22 protein-coding genes and 6 tRNA genes are annotated in these 25,168 nt (G+C 35.7%); 26 read left to right on the forward strand and 2 right to left on the reverse strand.

Going from position 1 to position 25,168, the window contains the following annotated elements; translation table 11 throughout:
- Positions 1 to 2: 2 nt before the first annotated feature.
- From PBT89_RS04515 to PBT89_RS04615, 21 genes are all read left to right on the forward strand, one after another.
- Positions 3 to 848 carry a ComEA family DNA-binding protein gene (locus PBT89_RS04515; protein ID WP_270063590.1) on the forward strand — a complete coding sequence of 282 codons (846 nt, stop codon included), beginning with the start codon at positions 3 to 5 and terminating at the stop codon, positions 846 to 848.
- 124 nt (positions 849 to 972) lie between these two features.
- A complete protein-coding gene (locus PBT89_RS04520; protein WP_270063591.1) occupies positions 973 to 2,157 on the forward strand; it encodes an acyl-CoA dehydrogenase family protein in 1,185 nt (394 codons plus the stop codon).
- A 140-nt stretch (positions 2,158 to 2,297) separates the two neighbouring features.
- A complete protein-coding gene (rpsU, locus tag PBT89_RS04525; protein ID WP_270058901.1) occupies positions 2,298 to 2,492 on the forward strand; it encodes a 30S ribosomal protein S21 in 195 nt (64 codons plus the stop codon).
- A gap of 113 nt (positions 2,493 to 2,605) precedes the next feature.
- Entirely contained in the window at positions 2,606 to 3,499 is an 894-nt protein-coding gene (locus tag PBT89_RS04530) for a tyrosine-type recombinase/integrase (RefSeq protein WP_270063592.1), read from the forward strand.
- A 33-nt stretch (positions 3,500 to 3,532) separates the two neighbouring features.
- A complete protein-coding gene (gene hpf / locus PBT89_RS04535; RefSeq protein ID WP_270058899.1) occupies positions 3,533 to 3,835 on the forward strand; it encodes a ribosome hibernation-promoting factor, HPF/YfiA family in 303 nt (100 codons plus the stop codon).
- Between the two features lie 97 nt (positions 3,836 to 3,932).
- A tRNA-Thr gene (locus tag PBT89_RS04540) sits at positions 3,933 to 4,006 on the forward strand.
- Between the two features lie 196 nt (positions 4,007 to 4,202).
- Positions 4,203 to 4,285: transfer RNA gene (locus PBT89_RS04545), tRNA-Tyr, on the forward strand.
- A 41-nt stretch (positions 4,286 to 4,326) separates the two neighbouring features.
- Positions 4,327 to 4,399: transfer RNA gene (locus tag PBT89_RS04550), tRNA-Gly, on the forward strand.
- 95 nt (positions 4,400 to 4,494) lie between these two features.
- Positions 4,495 to 4,566: transfer RNA gene (locus PBT89_RS04555), tRNA-Thr, on the forward strand.
- A gap of 57 nt (positions 4,567 to 4,623) precedes the next feature.
- Positions 4,624 to 5,811, forward strand: coding sequence for an elongation factor Tu (gene tuf / locus PBT89_RS04560; protein WP_270058898.1), 1,188 nt, complete (start codon positions 4,624 to 4,626; stop codon positions 5,809 to 5,811).
- Positions 5,812 to 5,865: 54 nt separating this feature from the next.
- Positions 5,866 to 5,938, forward strand: a tRNA-Trp gene (locus PBT89_RS04565).
- Positions 5,939 to 5,955: 17 nt separating this feature from the next.
- The gene (gene secE / locus PBT89_RS04570; RefSeq protein WP_270063593.1) at positions 5,956 to 6,153 is read left to right on the forward strand and encodes a preprotein translocase subunit SecE; all 198 of its coding nucleotides are present in this window, start codon (positions 5,956 to 5,958) and stop codon (positions 6,151 to 6,153) included.
- An 8-nt stretch (positions 6,154 to 6,161) separates the two neighbouring features.
- On the forward strand, positions 6,162 to 6,713 hold the full coding sequence (nusG, locus tag PBT89_RS04575) for a transcription termination/antitermination protein NusG (protein WP_270058896.1): 552 nt from the start codon (positions 6,162 to 6,164) through the stop codon (positions 6,711 to 6,713).
- Positions 6,714 to 6,784: 71 nt separating this feature from the next.
- Positions 6,785 to 7,222 (forward strand): 50S ribosomal protein L11, encoded by a 438-nt coding sequence (gene rplK, locus PBT89_RS04580; RefSeq protein ID WP_270058895.1) that lies wholly within the window; start codon positions 6,785 to 6,787, stop codon positions 7,220 to 7,222.
- 19 nt (positions 7,223 to 7,241) lie between these two features.
- Positions 7,242 to 7,940 (forward strand): 50S ribosomal protein L1, encoded by a 699-nt coding sequence (gene rplA / locus PBT89_RS04585; RefSeq protein WP_270058894.1) that lies wholly within the window; start codon positions 7,242 to 7,244, stop codon positions 7,938 to 7,940.
- 9 nt (positions 7,941 to 7,949) lie between these two features.
- Positions 7,950 to 8,471 carry a 50S ribosomal protein L10 gene (gene rplJ / locus PBT89_RS04590; RefSeq protein ID WP_270058893.1) on the forward strand — a complete coding sequence of 174 codons (522 nt, stop codon included), beginning with the start codon at positions 7,950 to 7,952 and terminating at the stop codon, positions 8,469 to 8,471.
- Between the two features lie 57 nt (positions 8,472 to 8,528).
- A complete protein-coding gene (rplL, locus tag PBT89_RS04595) occupies positions 8,529 to 8,906 on the forward strand; it encodes a 50S ribosomal protein L7/L12 (RefSeq protein WP_270058892.1) in 378 nt (125 codons plus the stop codon).
- Between the two features lie 129 nt (positions 8,907 to 9,035).
- Positions 9,036 to 12,848 (forward strand): DNA-directed RNA polymerase subunit beta, encoded by a 3,813-nt coding sequence (rpoB, locus tag PBT89_RS04600; protein ID WP_270058891.1) that lies wholly within the window; start codon positions 9,036 to 9,038, stop codon positions 12,846 to 12,848.
- Positions 12,849 to 12,921: 73 nt separating this feature from the next.
- Entirely contained in the window at positions 12,922 to 17,223 is a 4,302-nt protein-coding gene (gene rpoC, locus PBT89_RS04605; RefSeq protein WP_270058890.1) for a DNA-directed RNA polymerase subunit beta', read from the forward strand.
- Between the two features lie 182 nt (positions 17,224 to 17,405).
- Entirely contained in the window at positions 17,406 to 17,720 is a 315-nt protein-coding gene (locus PBT89_RS04610) for a DUF3467 domain-containing protein (protein WP_270058889.1), read from the forward strand.
- A gap of 125 nt (positions 17,721 to 17,845) precedes the next feature.
- Positions 17,846 to 19,411: a Ppx/GppA phosphatase family protein gene (locus PBT89_RS04615; RefSeq protein ID WP_270063594.1), complete on the forward strand. Its 1,566-nt coding sequence runs from the start codon at positions 17,846 to 17,848 to the stop codon at positions 19,409 to 19,411.
- 18 nt (positions 19,412 to 19,429) lie between these two features.
- Here PBT89_RS04615 and PBT89_RS04620 read toward each other — a convergent pair whose 3' ends face one another.
- Both PBT89_RS04620 and PBT89_RS04625 read right to left on the reverse strand, forming a co-directional pair.
- Positions 19,430 to 20,797: an alanine/glycine:cation symporter family protein gene (locus tag PBT89_RS04620; RefSeq protein ID WP_270063595.1), complete on the reverse strand. Its 1,368-nt coding sequence runs from the start codon at positions 20,795 to 20,797 to the stop codon at positions 19,430 to 19,432.
- Between the two features lie 192 nt (positions 20,798 to 20,989).
- The gene (locus tag PBT89_RS04625; RefSeq protein ID WP_270058886.1) at positions 20,990 to 22,579 is read right to left on the reverse strand and encodes a peptide chain release factor 3; all 1,590 of its coding nucleotides are present in this window, start codon (positions 22,577 to 22,579) and stop codon (positions 20,990 to 20,992) included.
- 162 nt (positions 22,580 to 22,741) lie between these two features.
- Here PBT89_RS04625 and idi point away from each other — a divergent pair, with 162 nt between their 5' ends.
- The 5 genes from idi to PBT89_RS04650 all read left to right on the forward strand — a co-directional run bounded on the left by idi (position 22,742) and on the right by PBT89_RS04650 (position 25,141).
- Positions 22,742 to 23,257: an isopentenyl-diphosphate Delta-isomerase gene (gene idi, locus PBT89_RS04630; protein ID WP_270064247.1), complete on the forward strand. Its 516-nt coding sequence runs from the start codon at positions 22,742 to 22,744 to the stop codon at positions 23,255 to 23,257.
- The gene (locus tag PBT89_RS04635) at positions 23,257 to 23,667 is read left to right on the forward strand and encodes a 6-pyruvoyl trahydropterin synthase family protein (RefSeq protein ID WP_270063596.1); all 411 of its coding nucleotides are present in this window, start codon (positions 23,257 to 23,259) and stop codon (positions 23,665 to 23,667) included. Before idi ends, PBT89_RS04635 begins: the two co-directional genes overlap by 1 nt.
- Before the next feature lie 115 nt (positions 23,668 to 23,782).
- Positions 23,783 to 24,046: a hypothetical protein gene (locus tag PBT89_RS04640; protein WP_270063597.1), complete on the forward strand. Its 264-nt coding sequence runs from the start codon at positions 23,783 to 23,785 to the stop codon at positions 24,044 to 24,046.
- Positions 24,047 to 24,056: 10 nt separating this feature from the next.
- Positions 24,057 to 24,130, forward strand: a tRNA-Thr gene (locus PBT89_RS04645).
- 69 nt (positions 24,131 to 24,199) lie between these two features.
- Complete coding sequence (locus PBT89_RS04650; RefSeq protein ID WP_270063598.1) at positions 24,200 to 25,141, forward strand: hypothetical protein; 942 nt, start codon at positions 24,200 to 24,202, stop codon at positions 25,139 to 25,141.
- Positions 25,142 to 25,168: the final 27 nt, after the last annotated feature.

A 25,168-nucleotide genomic window follows, 5' to 3' on the forward strand; every position in this document is an offset into this window, starting at 1 on the left:
TTATGAAATACTGGAAATCCCATTTCGTTTTCAATAAAAGTGAACGGAATGGGATTTTTGTTTTGGTTATTGTTATTGTTCTTCTTCAAATTATAAAATTTAGCGATCCTTTTTCTGCTTCAGAAGAACGTATTTCAGAAAAAGAAGCTACTGCATTAAAATCTTTTCAAAACAAACTTGATAGTTTAAAAAATACCGAACGTATTAAGGATACGATTTATCCTTTCAATCCTAATTATCTAACCGATTATAAAGCTTATCGTTTAGGAATGTCTGTTGAAGAGATTGATCGATTGTTAGCCTATAGAGCCTCCGGTAAATGGATAAATTCTGCTTCAGATTTTCAAAAGGTTACTAAGGTTTCCGATAGCTTATTAGATATTATTTCGCCTAATTTTAAATTTCCAGCTTGGATAAAAGTTACCTCTGTTTCAAAACAGTCTAACGTTGCAAAGGTTGATATTAATACCGCTACTGCAGAAGAACTTATGCAGATTAAAGGAATAGGGCAAACCCTTGGTGAAAGAATAGTAAAATATCGAACGCTTATTGGTGGTTATCGTAGCTTTATTCAGCTTCAGGATATCTATGGGTTAAACGATGAAACCAGATTAGAACTTATAAAGCATTTAAAAAAAATTCCTCAAAATTTTTCGAAGTTAAATATTAATGAGGTAGATGTTATTCAGCTTTCTGAAATTCCATATTTCGATTATGAACTTGCTAGAGCGCTTGTAAATTATAGAAATTTGCATGAGAAGATAAGTTCAGTTGAAGATTTAATAAAAATAGATGGGTTTCCAGTTGATAAAATTGATAGAATTCAATTATATTTAAGTTTTAATTGATACATTGTAAAAAAAGAACGTGTTCTTAATTTTAAGTTCGTTTTAGATTCTAATTTTAAAAATCGATATATTTTTGCGATATTTTTAATAGAATCATATCGAAGATTTTTCAATAGTAGACTAAATGAATTCCATGTATTTTAACGAAGAGCATGCTCTTTTTAGAGAGAGTTTTAGAGATTTTTTACAGAAAGAAGTAGTTCCGCACATCGATAAATGGGAGGAGACCGGAACTATCGACCGTTTTATCTGGCAGAAGTTTGGCGAGATGGGATATTTTGGCTTATATCAGCCGGAAGAATATGGTGGTCTTAATCTCGATATATTCTATACAATAATATTTCTCGAAGAATTACAAAAGATCAATTCAGGGGGATTTGCAGCGGCTATGTGGGCACACGCCTATTTAGCAATGACGCATGTTAAAATAGAAGCTGGCGAAGCTTTAAAAGAAAAGTATCTAGCGCCTAGTATTCGTGGAGAGATGATAGGGGCACTTTGCGTTACTGAACCTTTTGGAGGCTCTGATGTAGCTGGTATGCGAACTACAGCAGAAAAGAAAGGCGATACCTATATATTGAATGGCTCAAAGACCTTTATAACCAATGGTGTTTATGCCGATTATTTGGTAGTTGCTGCGAAAACAAGTCCAGAGCTTAAGAGTAAGGGGATGAGTATTTTTATTGTAGATAGAGATGCTAAGGGAGTTTCTGCTTCCAAATTGAATAAGCTGGGTTGGAAAGCTTCAGATACTGGAGAAATTGCATTTGATAATGTAGAAGTTCCTGCAGATCATTTATTAGGTGAAGAGGATAAAGGTTTCTCATATATTATGCAGCATTTTGCTATGGAGCGATTAATTATGGGAGTGAATGCGCATGCGCGAGCAGAGTTTGCTTTAGATTATGCTATAGATTATATGAGTGAGCGGGAAGCCTTTGGAAAGAAAATAAACGAATTTCAGGCGCTAAGGCATAAAATCGCAGATATGGTTAGCGAGGTTACGGTAATAAAAGAATTTAATTACGCAACCGCATATAAATTGGGCAATGGTGAGTATCCGGTTAAAGAAGCTAGTATGTCTAAGTTATTAAGCACCAAAATAGCCGACGAGGTTATTTACGGGAGTTTACAAATGCTGGGCGGCTACGGTTACACAGAAGATTATCCATTGGCGAGAATGTTTAGGGATAGTAGGCTAGGGCCTATTGGAGGCGGAACATCTGAAATTTTACGAGAGATTATTTCGAAAATGGTAATTGATAAAAAAGAGTATAAAGCACCGGTAAAAGAAGTTTTTAAATCCTAAGAAAACTTTTTAAAAGTTTAGCCTATACGGTGCTGATCGATTTTAAGATATAATTTATTAATAATAATAAGATATTAGTTGGTTGTAAGTAAAATTCAATTATATTTGCAGCCTAATTTTCAACGAAAGGAGGTGGATCTATGTTAATAATACCAGTAAAAGACGGAGAGAACATTGATAGAGCGCTTAAGCGTTTTAAGCGTAAATTCGATAAGACAGGAACAATGCGACAGCTAAGAAGTCGTCAGCATTTTACAAAACCGTCTGTAGAACGTAGGGCTCAAGTTCAAAAAGCCGAATATATTCAGCACCTTAGAGATCAAGAAGATATCTAATATCTCCTTTCTTATTAAAGTTTGAATGTAATCATTGAAGCCCTGCTTCTTTGGTAAAATATATAACTGTTGGTAAATTAAGTTTCTTAACTTTGTTTATCAACAGTTTTTTTATGTCTATTAATCAGTTTAAAGACTACCTTCTCTTGGAGAAGAATTATTCAGCGCATACCGTTAAGGCGTATGAGACTGATTTGCTTTCCTTTCTGGGTTTTATTGAAATCGAATTTGGTGGCTGTGATTTTCAGCAAATAAATTATTCGCAAATTCGGAGTTGGATCGTAAGCCTTTCTGAAGCAGGTCTTTCAAATAGAAGTATAAATCGTAAAATTTCATCTTTAAAATCTTTTTATAAATTCTTGCAAAAAGTTGAAGATGTAGTTGTGTCCCCGCTTCAAAAACATAAGCCTCTTAAAACGGGTAAGAAGATCCAGATTCCATTTTCAGAAAAAGAAATCCTTAGTACACTAGATAGTATAAATATAGATGCCTTTGAGGGTGCTAGAGATAAGGCAATCATAGAAGTTTTTTATTCAACAGGATTAAGACGTAGCGAATTGATAAATCTAAAATTAATGGATTTGGATTCGTCACAACTTAATCTCAAAGTCTTGGGTAAAAGAAATAAAGAGCGTTACGTTCCTTTGCTAGAAAACGTATATCAAAACTTGCAATATTATATTGAAAAGAGACAAAATGAAGGGTTTGGGGTTTTTCCTGAAGATTATTTGTTTGTTTCTGCCAAGGGAGATAAAATGAGTGAAAGTCTTGTTTATAGAATTATAAATAACTATTTTAGTAAGGCGTCGAGTAAGTTAAAAAAGAGTCCTCATATACTAAGACACTCTTTTGCGACGCACTTACTTAATCAGGGAGCAGATTTAAACGCTGTGAAAGAATTGTTAGGACATTCTAGCCTGGCATCAACACAAGTTTATACGCATAATAGTATTGCAGAACTTAAAAACATTCATAAAACAGCTCATCCCCGTAATAGTAAGAACTAGCTTAACCTATTGTTTAATTAAATTTTTGACGTTATGAAAGTAAATGTGCAGTCTGTAAACTTTAATGCAGATCAAAAACTAATTGATTTTATTCAAAAGAAAATGGATAAACTCGAGAATTATTATAACAAGGTGGTTTTTGCAGATGTTTTTCTGAAAGTTCAGAATACAAGCGACAAGGAAAATAAAATTACAGAAATTTTACTAAGTATACCTGGTGAAGATATTATGGTGAAAAAGACCTGTAAAAGATTTGAAGAATGTGTAGATGAGTGTGTTAGCTCTTTGCAACGCCAATTGATTAAAAGGAAAGAGAAATCTAAATTATACGCCTAGTGAAAAAAAACTCAAATTTTATTTTGAGAAAGGAATAATTTGTATACATTTGCAGTCCGTTAGAAATAGCGGACTTTTTTGTGAAAGAAAGTATGTTGCCGATGTAGCTCAGCTGGCTAGAGCAGCTGATTTGTAATCAGCAGGTCGTGGGTTCGAGTCCCTCCATCGGCTCTTGAAATTTTGAATCTGAAAGCTTTGGTTTTCTTAACTTGTTGAAAGTTAATTGACTGAAAATTTTTCAAAAAATTTTTGAAAAAAGCTTTGGATGGTGCTGATAAATTACTTTAATTTGCAGCCGATTTGATACCATCATAAAGCTGATCCTTTTGGGTTGTGGTTCTATGAAATAATGGTATAATAATTTTGAGGGGAGATACTCAAGCGGCCAACGAGGACAGACTGTAAATCTGTTGGTTTTTACCTTCGCAGGTTCGAATCCTGCTCTCCCCACTTAAATTATAAAAATCATCTTTTAAGATTTTTTTTATTTTGCGGGAGTAGCTCAGTTGGTAGAGCGTCAGCCTTCCAAGCTGAATGTCGCCGGTTCGAACCCGGTCTCCCGCTCTAAGAAATTATTAAATGAGATCAATAATATCCGTAAGCTGTAAATGGCTTATGGTTTTTGTTGTTTAGAGCAATTGGGTGTTGAGCCCTTTTTTGCCGACGTAGCTCAGGGGTAGAGCGTTTCCTTGGTAAGGAAGAGGTCACGAGTTCAATTCTCGTCGTTGGCTCTGGTTTAGTATAAAATTGAACACTAATATATAACTAAGATTAAATAAGTATTAATTATGGCAAAGGAAACTTATGATCGTTCCAAACCGCACCTTAATATAGGTACAATTGGACACGTAGATCACGGAAAAACTACTTTAACTGCAGCTATAACTAAAGTTTTGGCTGACGCTGGATTTTCTGAAGCAAGAGCTTTCGATCAAATCGATAACGCTCCTGAGGAAAAAGATAGAGGTATTACTATTAACTCTTCTCACGTAGAGTATGCGACTGGAAACCGTCACTATGCTCACGTTGATTGTCCTGGTCACGCCGATTACGTAAAGAACATGGTAACTGGTGCTGCTCAAATGGACGGTGCTATCCTTGTTGTTGCTGCAACTGATGGTCCTATGCCACAAACTCGTGAACATATCCTTCTTGGACGTCAGGTTGGTATTCCAAGAATCGTTGTATTCTTAAATAAAGTTGACCTTGTTGATGATGAAGAGCTTTTAGAGCTTGTTGAAATGGAAGTTAGAGATCTTCTTTCTTTCTACGAATATGATGGTGATAACGGTCCTGTTATTTCTGGATCTGCTCTTGGTGCTTTAGAAGGTGATGATAAATGGACGCAGTCTGTTTTAGATCTTATGGAAGCAGTTGATAACTGGATTGAGCTTCCTCAGCGTGATGTTGATAAAGATTTCCTTTTACCTATAGAAGATGTATTCTCTATTACAGGTCGTGGTACAGTAGCAACTGGACGTATCGAAACTGGTGTTGCTAACACTGGAGATCCTGTAGAGATCATTGGTATGGGAGCTGGAAAATTAACTTCTACTATTACTGGAGTTGAAATGTTCCGTAAAATCCTTGATAGAGGTGAAGCTGGTGATAACGTTGGTATCCTATTAAGAGGTATTGAGAAAACTCAAATCTCTAGAGGTATGGTTATTACTAAGCCAGGTTCTGTAACTCCTCACGCTAAATTTAAAGCAGAGGTTTATATCCTTAAGAAAGAAGAAGGTGGACGTCACACTCCATTCCATAATAACTACCGTCCTCAGTTCTACGTACGTACAACTGATGTAACTGGAACAATTAATCTTCCAGAAGGAGTTGAGATGGTAATGCCAGGTGATAACCTTACTATTACTGTTGAACTTATCCAGCCAATCGCAATGAATGTTGGTCTACGTTTTGCTATCCGTGAAGGTGGTAGAACAGTAGGAGCTGGACAGGTAACTGAAATTTTAGACTAATATAGTTTGAATATATAAGGTATCCTGTTTATCAGGATACCTTCTCTTTATCTTACGGGTTTAGCTCAGTTGGTAGAGCACTGGTCTCCAAAACCAGGTGTCGGGAGTTCGAGCCTCTCAACCCGTGCAAATATACTTTAAGGAATGGCAGGAATAGTTAATTATATATCTGAGTCTTATAACGAATTAAAAAACCATGTTACCTGGACAAGTTGGCCTGAAGCTCAAAGGTTAACAATACTCGTTGCAGTTTTTTCTATTGTATTCTCTTTAGCTATATGGGGTGTTGATACTTTGTTTAGCAATGTAATCGAAGGATATTTTGAATGGGTAAAATCGTAATCTAAGTTATGGCAGACGTTAAGGATAAAAAATGGTATGTTGTTCGTGCTGTAAGTGGACAAGAAAATAAAGTAAAAGATTACATAGAGCGAGAAATTTCTCACATGGGTATGGAAGACTGGGTAGACCAGGTATTAGTTCCTACCGAAAAAGTGATTCAGATTCGTAACGGCAAAAAGATTAATAAGGAAAGAGTTTATTTTCCTGGTTATATAATGGTTCAGGCGAATCTGGGTGGAGAAATTCCTCATATTATAAAAGGGATTAATGGCGTAATAGGTTTTCTTGGAGAAACAAAAGGAGGAGATCCTGTTCCATTAAGACAATCTGAAGTTAATCGTATGCTTGGTAAAGTAGACGAGTTAGCTGTTAAGACCGATAATGTTGCAATTCCATTTACTTTAGGAGAGACTATTAAAGTTATTGATGGTCCTTTTAATGGTTTTAATGGAACTGTAGAAAAGATTAATGAAGAGAAAAGAAAGCTTGAAGTTATGGTTAAGATCTTTGGAAGAAAAACTCCTTTAGAGCTTAGTTATATGCAAGTTGAAAAAGTATAATTGTTACAAAGTTTTTTGATAGTTTTTTATTTGCTTCCACTCTAATAAACTATCTTCTAAAAATGTAAAAAATGGCAAAAGAAGTAAGTAAAGTTGTAAAACTACAAGTTCGCGGAGGTGCTGCTAACCCTTCACCACCAGTTGGACCTGCTTTAGGTGCTGCCGGAGTTAATATCATGGAATTCTGTAAGCAATTCAATGGTAGAACTCAGGATAAACAAGGAAAAGTGCTACCAGTAGCAATTACGGTTTATTCTGATAAGTCTTTTGATTTTGTAATCAAGACTCCACCTGCAGCTGTACAGCTAATGGAAGCAGCAAAGACTAAGAAAGGTTCAGGAGAACCAAACAGAAAGAAAGTAGCAAGTGTGTCTTGGGATCAAATTAAAGATATCGCAGAAGATAAAATGCAGGATTTAAATGCATTTACTGTGGAATCTGCAATGAAAATGGTTGCTGGTACTGCTCGTTCTATGGGTATAACTGTAAAAGGTGATGCACCGTTTTAATCCAAAAAGAATTTAGAAAATGGCAAAGTTGACTAAAAAACAAAAAGAAGCTCAGTCTAAAATCGAAAACGGTAGAACCTATTCGGTAGCAGAAGCTTCTGCCTTAATAAAAGAAGTTTCTAGTGAGAGCTTTGATGCTTCAGTGGATTTAGCGGTTCGTTTGAATGTTGATCCTCGTAAAGCCAATCAAATGGTAAGAGGTGTTGTAACACTTCCTCACGGAACTGGTAAAGATGTTAAAGTTCTTGCGTTAGTTACTCCAGACAAAGAACAAGAAGCTAAGGATGCAGGTGCAGATTATGTTGGTCTTGATGAATACCTTGAGAAAATTAAAGGTGGTTGGACAGACGTTGATGTAATCATTACCATGCCTAGCGTAATGGGTAAATTAGGTCCATTAGGTCGTATTTTAGGACCTAGAGGTTTAATGCCAAACCCTAAAACAGGTACAGTTACTATGGATATTTCTAAAGCAGTATCTGATGTAAAAGCTGGTAAAATCGACTTTAAAGTAGATAAAACTGGTATTGTACACGCAGGGGTTGGAAAAGTATCTTTCGAATCTGATAAGATTGCTGGAAACGCGAGAGAATTATTAACTACGCTTGTAAAACTGAAACCTCAGGCTGCTAAAGGTGTTTACATTAAAAGTATTCACATGTCCAGTACAATGGGGCCTGGTGTTGCAATAGATACAAAAAGGTTTACTGAGCAATAATAAGGTATTATGACAAGAGAAGAAAAATCAAAAGTAATAGAAGATTTAACTGCCCAGTTAGCTGATACTTCAACTATCTATATTGCAGATATCTCAGGTTTAGATGCCGGAACAACCTCTAATTTACGTAGAGCTTGTTTTAAAGCTAATGTACAACTTGCGGTAGTTAAGAATACGTTACTAACTAAAGCGATGGAGGCTTCAGATAAAGATTTTGGAGAACTTCCTACAACTTTAAAGGGTAACACCTCTATAATGATTTCTGAAACTGGTAATGCACCAGCTAAAGTAATCAAAGAATTTAGAAAGAAGAACGAAAAGCCAATTCTTAAGGGAGCTTTTATAGACGAAGCTATTTATGTTGGAGATGAGTATTTAGAAGCTCTTTCTAATATTAAATCTAAAGAAGAGGTTATTGGGGATATTGTTGGATTATTACAATCTCCTGCTAAAAATGTTGTTTCAGCACTTAAATCTGGTGGTGGAAAAATTGCAGGGATCCTTAAAACTCTTTCTGAAAAAGAGGACTAGTATAGTACGCACTTTTTAATAAATATAACTTTTACAAAAATTTTAAAACGATAGAAAATGGCAGATTTAAAAGAATTCGCAGAACAGTTAGTTAACTTAACAGTAAAGGAAGTTAATGAGTTAGCTGATATTTTAAAAGAAGAGTATGGTATTGAGCCTGCTGCTGCAGCTGTAGCTGTTGCTGGTGGTGCTGCTGCTGGTGGTGAAGACGCTGCTGAAGAGCAAACAGAATTTGATGTAATTCTTAAAGCTCCAGGTGGATCTAAACTAGCTGTAGTAAAACTAGTTAAAGAATTAACAGGTCTTGGACTTAAAGATGCTAAAGAATTAGTAGACGGAGCTCCAAAACCAGTTAAAGAAGGAGTTGCTAAAGATGAAGCAGAAGCTTTAAAATCTCAATTAGAAGAAGCAGGAGCTGAGGTTGAGCTTAAATAAGCTTGACGAGAGCAATATTATTTAGGTTTAGACCTCAGGATACGCTCCTGAAGGTCTAAACCCTTTTTGCGTATATAGGGTTTAGGCTTTTTAACGCACCATTTTTTATAAATTATAATCCGTCCATTGATGTTAGCAAAGCAAACTGAAAGATTGAGTTTCTCTTCTGTAAAGAATAGACCTGACTATCCTGACTTTTTGGATATCCAAATCAAGTCTTTCCAGGATTTCTTTCAATTAGAAACAAAATCAGAAGAGCGGGGAAATGAAGGTCTCTACAATACCTTCCTTGAAAATTTCCCAATTACGGATACCCGTAACCAATTTGTATTAGAATTTTTAGATTATTTTGTAGATCCGCCGCGATATTCTATTCAAGAGTGTATTGAACGTGGTCTTACTTATAGTGTACCTTTAAAAGCAAGGCTTAAACTATATTGTACAGATCCAGAGCACGAGGATTTCGAAACTATCGTTCAGGATGTTTATTTAGGGACTATTCCTTATATGACCCCTAGTGGAACTTTTTGCATTAATGGAGCAGAGCGTGTAGTTGTTTCTCAGCTTCATCGTTCTCCAGGAGTATTCTTTGGACAATCATTCCATGCAAATGGAACTAAATTATATTCTGCCAGAGTAATTCCTTTTAAAGGTTCTTGGATAGAATTTGCAACAGATATCAATAGCGTTATGTACGCATATATTGATAGAAAGAAAAAATTACCTGTAACAACTCTTTTCCGCGCAATTGGATTTGAGCGCGATAAGGATATTTTAGAAATCTTTGATCTTGCAGAAGAAGTTAAGGTTTCAAAAACAGGACTTAAAAAAGTTTTAGGTAGAAAGTTAGCTGCTCGTGTTCTTAATACATGGTATGAAGATTTTGTTGATGAAGATACTGGTGAAGTTGTATCTATAGAGCGTAACGAGATTGTTTTAGATCGTGATACTGAACTTGACAAAGATCACATAGAAGAAATCCTTGAAACGGGAACTAAGACAATTCTTCTTCACAAAGAAGACAATTCTACCGGTGATTATGCTATTATTCATAATACACTTCAAAAGGATCCAACAAATTCTGAAAAAGAAGCGGTTGAACATATCTATCGTCAGCTACGTAATGCTGAACCGCCAGATGAAGAAACTGCTCGTGGAATTATCGATAAGCTTTTCTTCTCAGACCAACGTTACAGTCTTGGTGAAGTAGGTCGTTACAGAATGAATAAAAAACTTGGTCTTGATATCGGAATGGATAAGCAGGTGCTTACCAAAGAAGATATTATTACCATTATAAAATATTTAATTGAGTTAATTAACTCTAAAGCAGAGATCGATGATATCGATCACTTGTCTAACCGTCGTGTTAGAACTGTTGGAGAGCAATTATCTCAGCAATTTGGAGTTGGTTTAGCGCGTATGGCTCGTACCATCCGTGAAAGAATGAACGTTAGGGATAATGAGGTATTTACACCTATAGATCTTATTAATGCGAAGACATTATCTTCAGTAATTAACTCGTTCTTCGGTACCAACCAACTTTCTCAGTTTATGGATCAAACAAATCCATTAGCAGAGATTACTCACAAACGTCGTCTTTCAGCTTTAGGACCAGGTGGTCTTTCTAGAGAAAGAGCTGGTTTTGAGGTACGTGATGTTCACTACACTCACTATGGAAGATTATGTCCTATTGAAACTCCTGAAGGGCCTAATATTGGTCTAATTTCTTCACTTTCAGTTTATGCGAAAGTAAACGGAATGGGATTCATTGAAACTCCTTATAGAAAAGTTTCAGAAGGGCAAATAAATATTTCTGAAGAGCCAATTTATTTAAGTGCTGAAGAGGAAGAAGGAAAAATGATTGCGCAGGCAAACATTCCTACTGAAGATGATGGTACGATAGATACAGATAAAGTTATTGCTCGTATGGAGGGTGACTTCCCTGTAGTAGATCCTAAAGAGGTTCATTATACAGATGTTGCTCCTAACCAGATTTCATCAATTTCAGCTTCTTTGATTCCGTTCTTAGAACATGATGATGCCAACCGTGCGTTGATGGGATCTAACATGATGCGCCAGGCAGTGCCGTTATTAAGAGCAGATTCTCCTATCGTAGGAACTGGATTGGAAAGACAGGTTGCTACAGATTCTCGTGTTTTGATTAATGCTGAAGGAGAAGGTGAAGTAGAATATGTAGACGCACAGAAAATTACAATTAAGTACGATCGTACGGAAGAAGAGAGAATGGTTAGTTTCGATTCAGATTCTAAAACCTATAATCTTATCAAATTCCGTAAAACTAACCAAGGAACGTCTATTAACCTTAAGCCAATTGTAAGCGTAGGAGATAGAGTAACTAAAGGTCAGGTTTTATGTCAGGGTTATGCTACCGATAAAGGTGAGCTAGCGCTAGGTCGTAATATGAAAGTAGCCTTTATGCCTTGGAAAGGGTATAACTTTGAGGATGCGATTGTAATTTCGGAAAAAGTTGTAAGAGACGATATCTTTACATCTATTCATATTGATGAGTATTCTTTAGAAGTTCGTGATACTAAATTAGGTAACGAAGAACTTACTAATGATATTCCTAATGTTTCAGAAGATGCTACTAAGGATCTTGATGAACACGGTATGATTAGAGTAGGTGCTGAAGTGAAGCCTGGGGATATTCTTATTGGTAAGATCACTCCTAAAGGAGAAAGCGATCCAACACCAGAAGAAAAACTTCTTAGAGCGATCTTTGGTGATAAAGCAGGAGATGTGAAAGATGCTTCATTAAAAGCTTCACCATCATTAAGTGGTGTAGTAATTAATAAGAAGTTATTTGCTCGTGCAATTAAAGATAAGCGCAAGAGAGCGCAGGATAAGGAAGATGTTGCTGTTTTAGAGAAGAAGTATGAAGCGAAGTTTGCGGTTCTTAAGTCAAATTTAATTGACAAATTATTTGCAATCGTTGGTGGAAAAACAGCTCAGGGTGTTCAAAATGATTTAGGTGAAGAGGTACTACCAAAAGGTAAGAAGTATACATTGAAGATGTTAAATTCTGTAGATGATTATGCTCACCTTACACAAGGTACCTGGACCACAGACGATCATACTAATGCACTTGTAGCAGATCTTCTTCATAATTATAAAATTAAAGAGAACGATCTTCAGGGTAATTTAAGACGAGAGAAATTTACTATTTCTGTTGGAGATGAGCTTCCTTCTGGAATCTTGAAACTTGCTAAAGTTTATATAGCTAAAAAGCGTAAACTTAAAGTAGGGGATAAGATGGCAGGACGTCACGGTAACAAAGGTATTGTTGCTCGTATCGTTCGTCAAGAAGATATGCCATTCTTAGACGATGGAACACCGGTTGATATCGTATTAAATCCACTTGGGGTACCTTCTCGTATGAACATTGGTCAGATTTATGAAACTGTTCTTGGATGGGCAGGTCAGAAATTAGGTAAGAAATATGCTACACCAATTTTCGATGGAGCATCTTTAGATAAAATCAATGAGCTTACTGATGAAGCCGGTATTCCTAGATTTGGACATACTTACTTATTTGATGGTGGTACAGGACAACGTTTTGACCAGAGAGCAACTGTAGGTGTTATATACATGCTTAAACTAGGTCACATGATCGACGATAAGATGCATGCACGTTCTATTGGACCGTACTCTCTTATTACTCAGCAACCACTTGGTGGTAAAGCTCAGTTTGGAGGTCAGCGTTTTGGTGAGATGGAGGTTTGGGCTCTTGAGGCATACGGTGCGTCGAGTACTCTACGTGAAATCTTAACCGTAAAATCTGATGACGTGATAGGACGGGCTAAAACTTACGAAAGTATTGTAAAAGGAGAGCCTATGCCAGAACCAGGATTACCAGAATCTTTCAATGTATTGATGCATGAGTTGAAAGGTCTTGGACTGGATTTAAAATTAGAAGAATAAAACACTGGTTATCGGAGTGGGAAACTGCTCCGATTTTCAGGATTTTCACAATAATTAGATAGCAGCATTTATTATGGCTAGAAATAATGATAAGAATACAGTACAGAGATTTAATAAAATCTCTATCGGTTTAGCTTCTCCCGAGTCTATCCTCGCAGAATCTCGTGGTGAAGTTCTTAAACCGGAAACTATCAATTATCGTACGCACAAACCCGAGCGTGACGGATTGTTCTGTGAGCGTATTTTTGGTCCTGTAAAGGATTACGAATGTGCCTGTGGAAAATATAAAAGAATACGTTACAAGGGGATCGTTTGTGACCGTTGTGGTGTAGAGGTAACAGAAAAGAAAGTACGTAGAGACCGTGTTGGGCACATTAATTTGGTAGTTCCTGTAGCTCATATCTGGTATTTCCGTTCTTTACCAAATAAGATTGGTTATTTATTAGGCCTTCCTTCTAAGAAATTAGATATGATTATTTACTACGAAAGATACGTAGTAATCCAGGCCGGTAATGCTAAAAATGAAGATGGAGAGCCTTTAAAGAAAATGGATTTCTTAACTGAAGAAGAGTATCTTAATATACTGGATGAACTTCCTCAGGAAAATCAATATTTAGAAGACAGCGACCCAAATAAGTTTATCGCTAAGATGGGAGCTGAATGTCTAATCGAAATTCTTAAGAGAATTGATCTTAATGAACTTTCTTATGAATTAAGACATAAAGCAAATAACGAAACTTCTAAGCAACGTAAAACGGAGGCTTTAAAACGTCTTCAGGTTGTAGAAGCGCTTCGTGACGCAAATAAAAACCGTGAGAATTTACCGGAATGGATGATTATGAAAGTAATCCCGGTTATTCCACCAGAATTAAGACCTCTTGTACCTTTAGATGGTGGTCGTTTCGCAACTTCAGATCTTAATGATCTTTATAGAAGGGTTATTATTCGTAATAACCGTTTAAAGCGTTTAATGGAAATTAAAGCTCCAGAAGTTATTTTACGTAATGAAAAGCGTATGCTTCAGGAGTCTGTAGATTCATTATTTGATAATACAAGAAAGTCTTCCGCAGTAAAAACTGATTCTAACCGTCCACTTAAATCACTTTCAGATTCATTGAAAGGTAAGCAAGGGCGTTTCCGTCAAAACTTACTAGGTAAGCGTGTGGATTATTCAGCACGTTCTGTAATTGTTGTGGGACCAGAACTTAAAATGTTCGAATGTGGTCTTCCAAAGAACATGGCGGCAGAACTTTACAAACCTTTCGTAATTAGAAAATTAATCGAAAGAGGAATTGTAAAAACTGTAAAATCTGCGAAAAAGATTATAGATAAAAAAGAGCCGGTAGTATGGGATATCTTAGAGAACGTTCTTAAGGGACATCCAATATTACTAAACCGTGCTCCTACGCTTCACCGATTAGGTATTCAGGCATTTCAGCCTAAATTAATCGAGGGTAAAGCAATACAATTACACCCATTAGCTTGTACGGCATTCAACGCCGATTTTGATGGGGATCAAATGGCGGTTCACTTACCATTAGGGCCAGAGGCTATTTTAGAGGCGCAACTTTTAATGTTGGCTTCTCACAATATTCTTAACCCTGCAAATGGTTCGCCAATTACAGTACCTTCTCAGGATATGGTTCTTGGTCTTTATTATATGACCAAGCTTAAGCGATCTACAGAAGAAGAGACTGTACTGGGTGAAGGATTAACATTCTATTCTGCTGAAGAAGTAGTAATAGCTTATAATCAAAATAAAGTAGATCTTAATGCTCCAATTAAAATTAGAGCAAAAGATTACAACGAGGAAGGAAAACTTGTTTACCAAATTATAGAATCTACAGTTGGTAGAGTTTTATTTAATGAAACTGTACCAGAGGTTGCTGGATACATTAATGAGGTACTAACTAAAAAATCTCTTCGTGAGATTATTGGTAATATTCTTAAGTTAACTAGTGTTCCTGAAACTTCAGAATTCCTAGATAAGATTAAGTCTCTTGGATATGGATTTGCATTCCGCGGTGGATTGTCTTTCAGTTTAGGTGATATTATTATCCCTGCTGAAAAACAAACGATGATTGATGAAGCGAATGAGCAGGTAGAAGGAATTATTGGTAACTATAACATGGGTCTTATTACCAATAACGAGCGTTACAATCAGGTAATTGATATCTGGACATCTACCAATGCCGGTCTAACTGAATTAGCGATGAAGCGAATTCGTGAAGATAAGCAAGGGTTTAACTCGGTGTTTATGATGCTTGATTCTGGAGCTCGTGGATCTAAAGAACAGATTCGTCAGCTTACTGGTATGCGTGGTCTTATGGCTAAGCCTAAAAAATCTAACTCTGGTGGTGGTGAAATTATTGAAAACCCAATTCTTTCTAACTTTAAAGAAGGTCTTTCAATTTTAGAATACTTTATCTCTACTCACGGTGCTCGTAAAGGTCTTGCGGATACGGCTCTTAAAACTGCCGATGCAGGTTACTTAACCCGTCGTTTGGTAGATGTTTCTCAAGATGTAATTGTAAATGAAGAAGATTGTGGAACATTAAGAGGGGTAGAAGTTAAGCCGCTTAAAAAGAATGAGGAAATCGTAGAATCTCTTGGAGAAAGGATTCTAGGACGTATTTCTTTAAATGATGTTTACAATCCAAGTACCGATGAGCTAATCGTTGAGTCTGGAGCAGAAATTACTGAAGATATTGTAAAGGCAATAGAAAATGCACCTATAGAAAGTGTAGAAGTACGTTCTCCTCTTACCTGTGAAGCTAAAAAAGGTATTTGTGTTAATTGTTACGGTCGTAACCTTGCTACAAATAAACTTGTACAACGAGGTGAGGCAGTAGGTGTAGTAGCTGCTCAGTCTATTGGTGAGCCAGGTACACAGCTTACACTGCGTACCTTCCACGTTGGGGGTATTGCCGGAAACATTTCTGAAGAAAACAAGCTTATTACTAAGTTTAGTGGTATTGCTGAAATTGATGATCTTAAAGTAGTAAAAGGAGAAGCTCCAGATGGTAGCACTTCAGATATTGTAATTTCACGTACAGCAGAAATTAAAGTAAAAGATAAGAAAACAGGTGTTGTTTTAAGTACAAACAATATTCCTTACGGTTCTGAAATCTTTATAGAAGATGGTGTAGAGATTGCTGAGGGCACTACAGTATGTCAATGGGATCCATATAATGGTGTAATTATCTCTGAGTTTGCTGGAAAGATCAAATACGAAAATATAGAACAAGGTGTTACTTATCAGGTTGAAATCGATGAGCAAACAGGATTCCAAGAAAAAGTAATTTCTGAATCTCGTAATAAAAAGCTTATCCCAACCTTGCATATTTTAGGTAAGAAAGACGAGGTAATTCGTTCTTATAACTTACCGGTAGGTGCGCACCTTATGGTTGATAATGCTGAAAAAATTGGAGTTGGTAAGATTTTGGTTAAGATTCCTCGTAAATCATCTAAAGCAGGTGATATTACCGGTGGTCTTCCAAGGGTAACAGAGCTTTTTGAAGCACGTAATCCATCTAACCCGGCTGTAGTTTCAGAAATTGATGGTGTAGTATCATTTGGTAAAATTAAGCGTGGTAACCGCGAAATTATCGTGGAATCTAAACTTGGTGAGATCAAAAAATACTTAGTAAAACTGTCTAACCAGATCTTAGTACAGGAAAATGATTATGTTCGTGCTGGTATGCCATTATCTGATGGATCTATTACTCCAGAAGATATCTTGAATATCAAGGGGCCAAACGCAGTACAACAATATCTTGTTAACGAAGTGCAGGAAGTATATCGACTACAAGGGGTGAAAATTAACGATAAGCACTTTGAGGTTGTAGTACGTCAAATGATGCGTAAAGTAAGAATCGTTGATCCAGGAGATACAATTTTCCTTGAAAACCAACTTGTGCATAAATCTGACTTTATTGAAGAGAACGATAAAATCTTCGGAATGAAAGTTATCGAAGACGCTGGTGAATCTGAAAACTTGAAACCAGGACAAATCGTATCTTTAAGAGAGCTTAGAGATGAGAACTCTACACTTAGAAGAGAAGATAAGAATCTGGCTACAGCTAGAGACGTTGTTGCAGCAACTGCAACACCGGTTCTACAAGGTATTACCAGAGCATCACTTCAAACTAAGTCGTTTATTTCTGCGGCATCCTTCCAGGAGACAACTAAAGTATTAAACGAAGCTGCTGTAAGCGGTAAGATCGATGCTCTAGAAGGTCTTAAAGAGAATGTAATTGTAGGACATAGAATTCCTGCAGGTACAGGTATGCGCAAATACGACAGCATTATAGTTGGTTCTAAAGAAGAATTTGACGAAATGCTAGAGAAGAAGCAAGAAGTAAATTACAATTAAGAACGAAGTTCTGAAAACGAACATACGTTACAAATAGTAAAATCCCGTCCTGAAAATTTCAGCGACGGGATTTTTTGTATTTTTAAACCAATAAGTACATCGAGAATTATCGAAAATCGATATTTTGCAGTTTTATTTTTTGAAAAAAGAAAGTCTCTCGATAACTGAAAAAACTTTTAAAGATGAGTGAAGAAAAGAAGCCAAAACAAGGCCAGATTAATATTGAATTAGATGAAGCTGTAGCAGAGGGAACCTATTCCAATCTTGCGATTATCAACCATTCGGTTTCAGAATTTGTAGTAGATTTTGTAAATATTATGCCTGGCAAGCCTAAAAGCAAAGTAAAAAGTAGAATTATCCTTACACCGCAGCATGCAAAACGATTTTTAAAAGCATTGGCAGATAATGTAGAACGTTTCGAAAAGCAGCATGGTGAAATAAAAGATTACGAGAAAACACCAATACCTATGAATTTTGGTCCTACAGGACAAGCTTAGTGTCCTCTTGAAAAAATAAAAACCCACAGTATTCGCTGTGGGTTTTTTACTTTTTACAACTAGTACATGATATTTGCTTAACTTTAGAAAACCTTAAAAGTAATTCCATTCTTTAAAACCATTTTATGGCCAATCAAAATTCACAATCACAACCCACCAAAAGGATAGCAGCCGTCGATTTAGGTACAAATTCATTTCATGCAGTTTTAGTAGATATTTATCCCGACGGTAGTTTTCGCACGGTCAATAAACTGAAAGAAATGGTTAGTCTTGCTGAAAAGGGTATGGAAGATCGATTAAGTAGAGAAGCGATGGATCGTGGTCTAGAAGCTTTAAAACATATTAAATTCCTTTGTGATAGTCATGACGTTGAGCAAATTCTTGCCTATGCTACTAGTGCCATTAGAGAAGCAAAAAATGGAGGTGATTTTATTAAGGAAGTCGCAGATGAAGTAGGTATAATTGTTCGGGCTATATCTGGTAAAATGGAAGCAGAGATGATAGGTCTTGCTATTAAACACAGTGTTGTTATAGAGGAAGAGATGGTCCTTATGGCAGATATTGGTGGTGGGAGTGTTGAGTTCATTATTGGGAATCAGAATGAATTTATCTATTATAATAGTTTGAAACTTGGAGTAGCAAGAATGGCAGCTGCTTTTATGGATGCAGATCCTATTCATAAAAAGACTATTAAGAATTTAGAGGACCATTTTGAAAAAGAATTAGCTGAAGTTTTAAGATTAGCCAAGAAACATAATGTAAAAACTATTATTGGTTCTTCTGGTACAATGGAAAATATTGCAGAAATGGTTGCTAAACGTAACGATATTACTGCAAAACGAACGCTAAATGAACTCACTTTCGAGTCAGCGTCTTTTTTAGAGTTGTATAATGATTTTATAAAACTTGATAAAAAGGGTAGATTAAAAGAGAAGGGTTTAGAAGAAAAAAGAGTTGATATTATAAATCCCGGAATGATTTTATTGAAATTTTTAATAGAGCAATTTTCTATTGAAAATATCAAAATTTCAGAGGGAGCTTTGCGAGAGGGAATGATTCTAAACTATATCGATAAGAAAAAAGACGAGCTTCATCTTGATCTCGTTGCAAGTTTTGAAGATCCAAGGCGTAGAAGTGTTTTTGAGTTATTGCGTAAATGTAATTGGGCAAAAGAGCATTCCCAACATGTCGCTAAATTTGCATTACAGCTTTTTGATGAATTTCAGGCAGATCTTGATTTTGAAAAAAGGGATAGAGAACTACTGGAATATGCGAGTTTGATGCATGATATAGGCTATTATATATCTCATCGAAAACATCATAAACACGCGCTTTATTTAATTAGGTATTCAGATTTACTTGGCTTCACAGAAGATGAGATTAATATTATGGCAAATGTTGCACGTTATCATCGAAAATCGGCGCCAAAAAAAAGCCACAAGCCATATAAGAAATTAGATAAAAAATTACGAAAGAGAGTTAAAAAACTTTCAGCAATAATAAGGGTTGCTGATGGTTTGGATAGAAGTCACTATCAAAATGTGCAAAATCTGGAAATTGAAAAAACTAAAGAAAAAATCAATCTTATTATTACTACCCAAAGCGATCCAGAATTAGAAATATGGGGAGCAATGCGCAAAACCGATTTACTGGAAAAGTTAACCGGTAAGAATGTAGATGTATTTCAATAAGATGAAAAATAAGAACAATTAGCCATATTTTTTAAAATATAATTTTGCTTGTTTCATTACTCTTGGAGCAAGGATTAGCGTAGAAATCATCGTAGGAATCGCCATCAGTGCAAAAAAGCCATCAATTAAATTCAATATGATACTTTGTTCTGTCGTGGCGCCAATCATAATACTAATAATGTAAAAGTAATTATAATAATGTTTATGCTTTGCACCAATTAGGAACGACAGGCATTTTGTTCCGTAGTAGGAATAGGAAAATAGAGAAGAAATACTAAAAGCTGCAATACAAATAAGTAGTAAATATGGGCCAAAAACTGGTATAGAATCTCCAAATGCTTTGGCGGTTAAAGCAACACCACTAGCTTCACTAGTTTGCCAAACTCCAGTAACCAAAATGGTAAGAGCGGTAAGTGTACAAACCACTAAAGTATCTATTGCTGGTCCCAACATGGCCACTAAACCTTCCCGAATGGGCTGTGAGGTTTTACTGGCGCCATGAGCCATCGTAGCTGTCCCAATACCGGCCTCGTTAGAGAATGCACCTCTACGTATTCCAAGTAAAATTAAACCTCCTAATAATCCACCAAAAAGTGGATCGCCATGATAGTTATTTGCTGCAAAAGCATCGGTGAAGATTAAAGATAGATATTGAGGAAGTTGCTCGAAATTGATTCCTAAAATAGCGATTACAGAAATAAAATAAAGCACTACCATTGCCGGAACAAGTTTAGAAACCGTTCGGCTAATTCGGTATAAACCACCTAATACAACAATAGAAGTTATAATGGTTAAAATCACGCCTATGGTAAAATTTGAAACATTGCCTGTTTCGATTCCGTTAGGCTCCAATAAAATAAAATTGATGGCTTTTGTAAGCTGATTTACATTGAAAATAGGTAACGCGCCAATTAATCCTGCAATACTAAAAAAGATAGCTAAGAACTTCCAGTTTCGGCCAAGACCTTCAGTAATAAAATACATTACGCCACCCTGAATTTTGCCTTCAGTATCCTTTCCGCGATACATCACTGCTAGCGTATTGGTGAAAAATTTTGTCCCCATTCCTACAATAGCACTAATCCATAGCCAAAAAACAGCACCAGGACCACCAACCGAGATGGCAACAGCTACACCTGCAATATTTCCCATACCAACAGTACTACTTAAGGCTGTGGCTAAAGCTTGAAAATGACTGATTTCTCCTGGATCATTAGGATCGTCATATTTTCCTTTTAGCAGATCAATCGAATGCCCTAAATAACGAAACGGAAGAAATTTAGAGTAGATCAATAAAAATATTCCACCACCAATAAGTAAGATTACCAAAGGTAATCCCCAAACGGCAGAGGCAAAATCAGCGACAAACTTGTCGATAGTTTCCATAATTCAGCTTTATGCCGAAAATATAGTAAATAAACCGCTAATCATGGCTTTTTCAGAATAAGTTTCACGACCACCCAGAATATTTTTTAAGCATTGAAACTATAATTTTTCTGAAGTGAAATAAAAACTCCCCAGTTCTGATTTTATCAAAAACAGGGGAGTTTCCTTTGATCTTTTTATGATGATCCTAACTTAAAATTCCGAAGTGAAATGGAATTTGATCGATGGATATTTTTGCTGTGTCATTTGTAATGAGAATTGAGAATCGGCTAAAAACACCAATTGTCCTTGTTTATCTTTAGCCAAGAATTTGGATTTTACACGTTTAAAATCTTTAAATTCTTCACTCTTTTCATCTTCAGCTTCTACCCAGGTTGCTTTAAAAACATTCAGGTTTTCGTAAGTACACTTCGCACCGTATTCGTGTTCTAATCGGTATTGGATTACTTCAAACTGAAGCGCTCCTACGGTTCCTATTACTTTACGCCCGTTAAATTCTAAAGTAAATAACTGCGCAACACCTTCGTCCATCAATTGATCTACACCTTTCTCTAATTGCTTAGATTTCATAGGGTCGGCGTTGTTGATATATCTAAAATGTTCTGGTGAGAAACTCGGGATCCCGCGGTAATTTAAAGTTTCCCCTTCGGTAAGCGTATCACCAATTTTAAAGTTTCCGGTGTCATGAAGTCCAACAATATCTCCTGCGTAAGAAGTATCTACAATCTCTTTCTTTTCAGCAAAAAATGCATTGGGACTAGAGAATTTTAGATTTTTGCCATGGCGAACGTGTAGGTAGTTTTTATTTCTTTCGAACTTTCCAGATACGATTTTAATAAACGCCAGGCGGTCACGATGTTTAGGATCCATGTTGGCATGGATTTTAAATACAAATCCGGTGAATTTATCTTCAGCAGGTTCTACCACACGCACATCACTTTCTTTTGGTCTTGGAGGCGGAGCAATATCGATAAAACAATCCAGTAGTTCGCGTACACCAAAATTATTTAAAGCCGAACCAAAAAATACTGGTTGCAAGCGACCTTCCAAGTATGCTTTATTTTCAAATTCAGGATAAACACCTTGTGCAAGTTCTAATTCTTCACGAAGTTCATCTGCAGAATCACTACCAATTAAATCATCTAATTCTGAAGAACTTAAATCTGAAATTTCTATGGTATCTTCGATATCTTTCCTTGGATCACCTGTAAACAGGTTAACGTTCTTTTCCCAAATATTGTAGATTCCTTTAAAGTCGTATCCCATCCCGATTGGATAAGAGAGCGGAGTTACCGTTAGATTTAATTTTTGCTCAATTTCATCTAAAAGCTCAAACGCATCCTTACCTTCACGATCCATTTTATTGATAAAAACGATCATTGGGATATTACGCATACGGCAAACTTCAACCAATTTTTCAGTTTGTTCCTCAACACCTTTTGCAACATCAATCACAACTATTACACTGTCTACCGCTGTTAAGGTTCTAAAAGTATCTTCAGCAAAATCCTTGTGTCCAGGAGTGTCTAAAATATTAATTTTAATGTCTTTATATTCAAATGCTAAAACCGAAGTTGCTACCGAAATCCCACGTTGGCGCTCGATTTCCATAAAGTCACTGGTTGCTCCTTTCTTGATCTTGTTCGATTTTACAGCACCTGCTTCTTGTATTGCACCTCCAAAAAGTAGGAGTTTTTCTGTAAGCGTTGTTTTACCCGCATCTGGGTGAGAGATAATACCAAAGGTTCTTCTACGCCGTAATTCTTTCTGAAAAGTTTTCATCTACCGATATTTGTGGCGCAAAAATACTATTATTTTAAGGAATTTTAAACATGCCTTGTTGGTCATATTTAAAGTTGAATGACTAATATTGAGTTTTGGAAGCAAAAACATAGGTTTTTAAGATAAGTACGATTTTGTACATTTGGAGCTCTAAATTTTATGATGGGAACAGATCAGGTAATATTAGTGAACGAAAAAGACGAGCAGATCGGCTTGATGGAAAAGATAGAAGCGCACGAGAAAGCATTGCTACATCGTGCATTTTCGGTTTTTGTTTTTAATAATAAAGGAGAGCTGATGTTACAACAGCGAGCGCTTGCCAAATATCACACTCCTGGACTGTGGACTAACACGTGCTGTAGTCACCAAAGAGAAGGCGAATCTAACGTAGAAGCCGGGAAACGTCGCTTGATGGAAGAAATGGGTTTTACGACAGAACTTAAAGATACCATTTCTTTTATTTATAAGGCACCATTTCAAAATGGACTCACAGAACACGAATTTGATCATATTTTGGTTGGACATTACGATGAAGACCCTAAACCTAATCCAGATGAAGTAAATGCCTGGAAATGGGTAAGTCTTGAAGAAGTGAAAGAAGATATGAAAGCAAACCCAGATGTTTATACTGAATGGTTTAAGATCATATTCGATAAATATTATAATCATATTTCGTAATGAGGCTAACGGTACATAGAAAAGCTCATTTTAATGCGGCACATAGACTTTTTAAAAAAGGATGGAGTGACGAAAAGAATTTTGAAATTTTTGGAAAATGCAGTAATCCCAATTATCATGGGCATAACTACGAGCTTACCGTATCGGTCACAGGAGAGATTGATCCTGAAACCGGTTTTGTGATGGATCTTAAGCGATTGAAAGATCTTATTTATACCGAAGTGGAAACACCTTTTGATCATAAAAACTTGAATGTTGAGGTGGAAGAGTTTAAAAGTTTAAATCCAACTGCTGAAAATATTGCGGTAGTGATCTGGAATAAATTAAGAGATAAACTACGAGAAAACTTAGATCTTCAGGTAACTTTATACGAAACACCACGTAATTTTGTGACGTATAAAGGCGAATAAATTTTTAAATTACATTCTGAACAAAGTTGATAAATTAAGATTTTTGAAAAAAAATTACAGAAAAGTGTTTTTATATTCGGAAAATGAATTAAATTCGCAGCCGAAATTATAAGATATGGCAAGTAAAAGATTACTTAAGCGGGACGCGAATAATGTATTCGGTGATATTATTGAAGCTGCATACATCCATCAGGAAACAACTCCTGAAGATTCTGCAAAAACAGAAGCCATAGTGGACGAGGCTATCGCAGATTTTGATGAAATTATCGCTGAAATCAACAAAAAAGATGTTGAAAATAAAAAGCAACATTTTAAAGCAGTTCAAAAAGATTTAAAAGTAAAAGCTGAAAAGCTTGTTGAAAAAATAAATGCTCTATAATTAGAGTGACGCCGATGTAGCTCAGCTGGCTAGAGCAGCTGATTTGTAATCAGCAGGTCGTGGGTTCGAGTCCCTCCATCGGCTCAAAAAAAACTCCTTAGATTTTCTAAGGAGTTTTTTTATGTCTAATTTTTTATATTTAAACCAATCGAAATGAAAAAAAATTACTTTATCGTATTTTTAATGTTGTCTTTCATTTTTTTTCAGGCTTGCTCTTCAGATGATAAAGGGATAAAAGAAACCCCCAACCAAAATGTTGAAATAAGTAAATGGATATCGGCAACCTATCGTAGGAATTACGATGGATCCTGGAAGGTTAGTGATTCTATGGTATCGCATTTAAAAAATAATAAAATAATAGAAAGCGTTTCTTATAATTATAGAATAAATTATAATAATGAAACTGTTTCGGTAGATACATCAACAATACAATATCAATATGATACAGATGGGAAAATTTTAAAATTCATGAAGAAACAAGACAATAAAGTTCTTGGTAGTTATGAATTTAGCTACGACAATGAAGGCCGATTAAAAAGTTACGTATATTTTTCTGAAGATGATTATGATGACAACTATTATAAATCTGTTTATACTTATGCCAATGATACCATATATTCTAATTCTTTTACTAAAAATGAAATTAATGATGAATATATAGAAAATTCTGAAACGTATAAATATATTCTTTCAAAAGAAGGAGATCTAGTTTATTACGAAGCAAATGGTCCGTATTATTCAGATAATAATACAGTTATTTCAACGTATGATCAGAATTCTAATAAATTGAGTGCAAATCAGTTTGGATATGTAGAATATGTTTACACCTATACGGAATCTTTAAATCCCGAAGCATTTATTTATGATGCTACTTTTGGTAAAGAAGTTTACTATTTATTAGGCGGTGAAACCAATGCTTTTGCAACGAGTGAGACTTCTAAAAATGTTTTACAGCGTGTGAAAAACATATTCAAACCTGATGAAGAATATTCAATAGAAGCCATTATTGATTCTGATACTAATATTGCTACAAAAATTACTTATAATGATGGTTTCGATAACGAAGTGATCGTTAATGAGTTTATTTTAGAATAATCAAAAAAACTCCTTAGATTTTCTAAG

Source organism: Zunongwangia sp. HRR-M8 (assembly GCF_027594405.1).
GTDB lineage: Bacteria > Bacteroidota > Bacteroidia > Flavobacteriales > Flavobacteriaceae > Zunongwangia.

What these genes read in the sequence shown, in the direction of transcription:
- PBT89_RS04530 (WP_270063592.1), top strand. Translation starts at nt 2,606, where the DNA reads ATGTCTATTAATCAGTTTAAAGACTACCTTCTCTTGGAGAAGAATTAT.
- PBT89_RS04620 (WP_270063595.1), bottom strand. Translation starts at nt 20,797, where the DNA reads ATGGAAACTATCGACAAGTTTGTCGCTGATTTTGCCTCTGCCGTTTGG.
- rplA (WP_270058894.1), top strand. Translation starts at nt 7,242, where the DNA reads ATGGCAAAGTTGACTAAAAAACAAAAAGAAGCTCAGTCTAAAATCGAA.
- idi (WP_270064247.1), top strand. Translation starts at nt 22,742, where the DNA reads ATGGGAACAGATCAGGTAATATTAGTGAACGAAAAAGACGAGCAGATC.
- hpf (WP_270058899.1), top strand. Translation starts at nt 3,533, where the DNA reads ATGAAAGTAAATGTGCAGTCTGTAAACTTTAATGCAGATCAAAAACTA.
- PBT89_RS04615 (WP_270063594.1), top strand. Translation starts at nt 17,846, where the DNA reads ATGGCCAATCAAAATTCACAATCACAACCCACCAAAAGGATAGCAGCC.
- PBT89_RS04640 (WP_270063597.1), top strand. Translation starts at nt 23,783, where the DNA reads ATGGCAAGTAAAAGATTACTTAAGCGGGACGCGAATAATGTATTCGGT.
- PBT89_RS04625 (WP_270058886.1), bottom strand. Translation starts at nt 22,579, where the DNA reads ATGAAAACTTTTCAGAAAGAATTACGGCGTAGAAGAACCTTTGGTATT.
- rpoB (WP_270058891.1), top strand. Translation starts at nt 9,036, where the DNA reads ATGTTAGCAAAGCAAACTGAAAGATTGAGTTTCTCTTCTGTAAAGAAT.
- rplK (WP_270058895.1), top strand. Translation starts at nt 6,785, where the DNA reads ATGGCAAAAGAAGTAAGTAAAGTTGTAAAACTACAAGTTCGCGGAGGT.
- PBT89_RS04650 (WP_270063598.1), top strand. Translation starts at nt 24,200, where the DNA reads ATGAAAAAAAATTACTTTATCGTATTTTTAATGTTGTCTTTCATTTTT.
- rplL (WP_270058892.1), top strand. Translation starts at nt 8,529, where the DNA reads ATGGCAGATTTAAAAGAATTCGCAGAACAGTTAGTTAACTTAACAGTA.
- rpoC (WP_270058890.1), top strand. Translation starts at nt 12,922, where the DNA reads ATGGCTAGAAATAATGATAAGAATACAGTACAGAGATTTAATAAAATC.
- rpsU (WP_270058901.1), top strand. Translation starts at nt 2,298, where the DNA reads ATGTTAATAATACCAGTAAAAGACGGAGAGAACATTGATAGAGCGCTT.
- secE (WP_270063593.1), top strand. Translation starts at nt 5,956, where the DNA reads ATGGCAGGAATAGTTAATTATATATCTGAGTCTTATAACGAATTAAAA.
- tuf (WP_270058898.1), top strand. Translation starts at nt 4,624, where the DNA reads ATGGCAAAGGAAACTTATGATCGTTCCAAACCGCACCTTAATATAGGT.
- PBT89_RS04520 (WP_270063591.1), top strand. Translation starts at nt 973, where the DNA reads ATGAATTCCATGTATTTTAACGAAGAGCATGCTCTTTTTAGAGAGAGT.
- PBT89_RS04610 (WP_270058889.1), top strand. Translation starts at nt 17,406, where the DNA reads ATGAGTGAAGAAAAGAAGCCAAAACAAGGCCAGATTAATATTGAATTA.
- rplJ (WP_270058893.1), top strand. Translation starts at nt 7,950, where the DNA reads ATGACAAGAGAAGAAAAATCAAAAGTAATAGAAGATTTAACTGCCCAG.
- PBT89_RS04635 (WP_270063596.1), top strand. Translation starts at nt 23,257, where the DNA reads ATGAGGCTAACGGTACATAGAAAAGCTCATTTTAATGCGGCACATAGA.
- nusG (WP_270058896.1), top strand. Translation starts at nt 6,162, where the DNA reads ATGGCAGACGTTAAGGATAAAAAATGGTATGTTGTTCGTGCTGTAAGT.
- PBT89_RS04515 (WP_270063590.1), top strand. Translation starts at nt 3, where the DNA reads ATGAAATACTGGAAATCCCATTTCGTTTTCAATAAAAGTGAACGGAAT.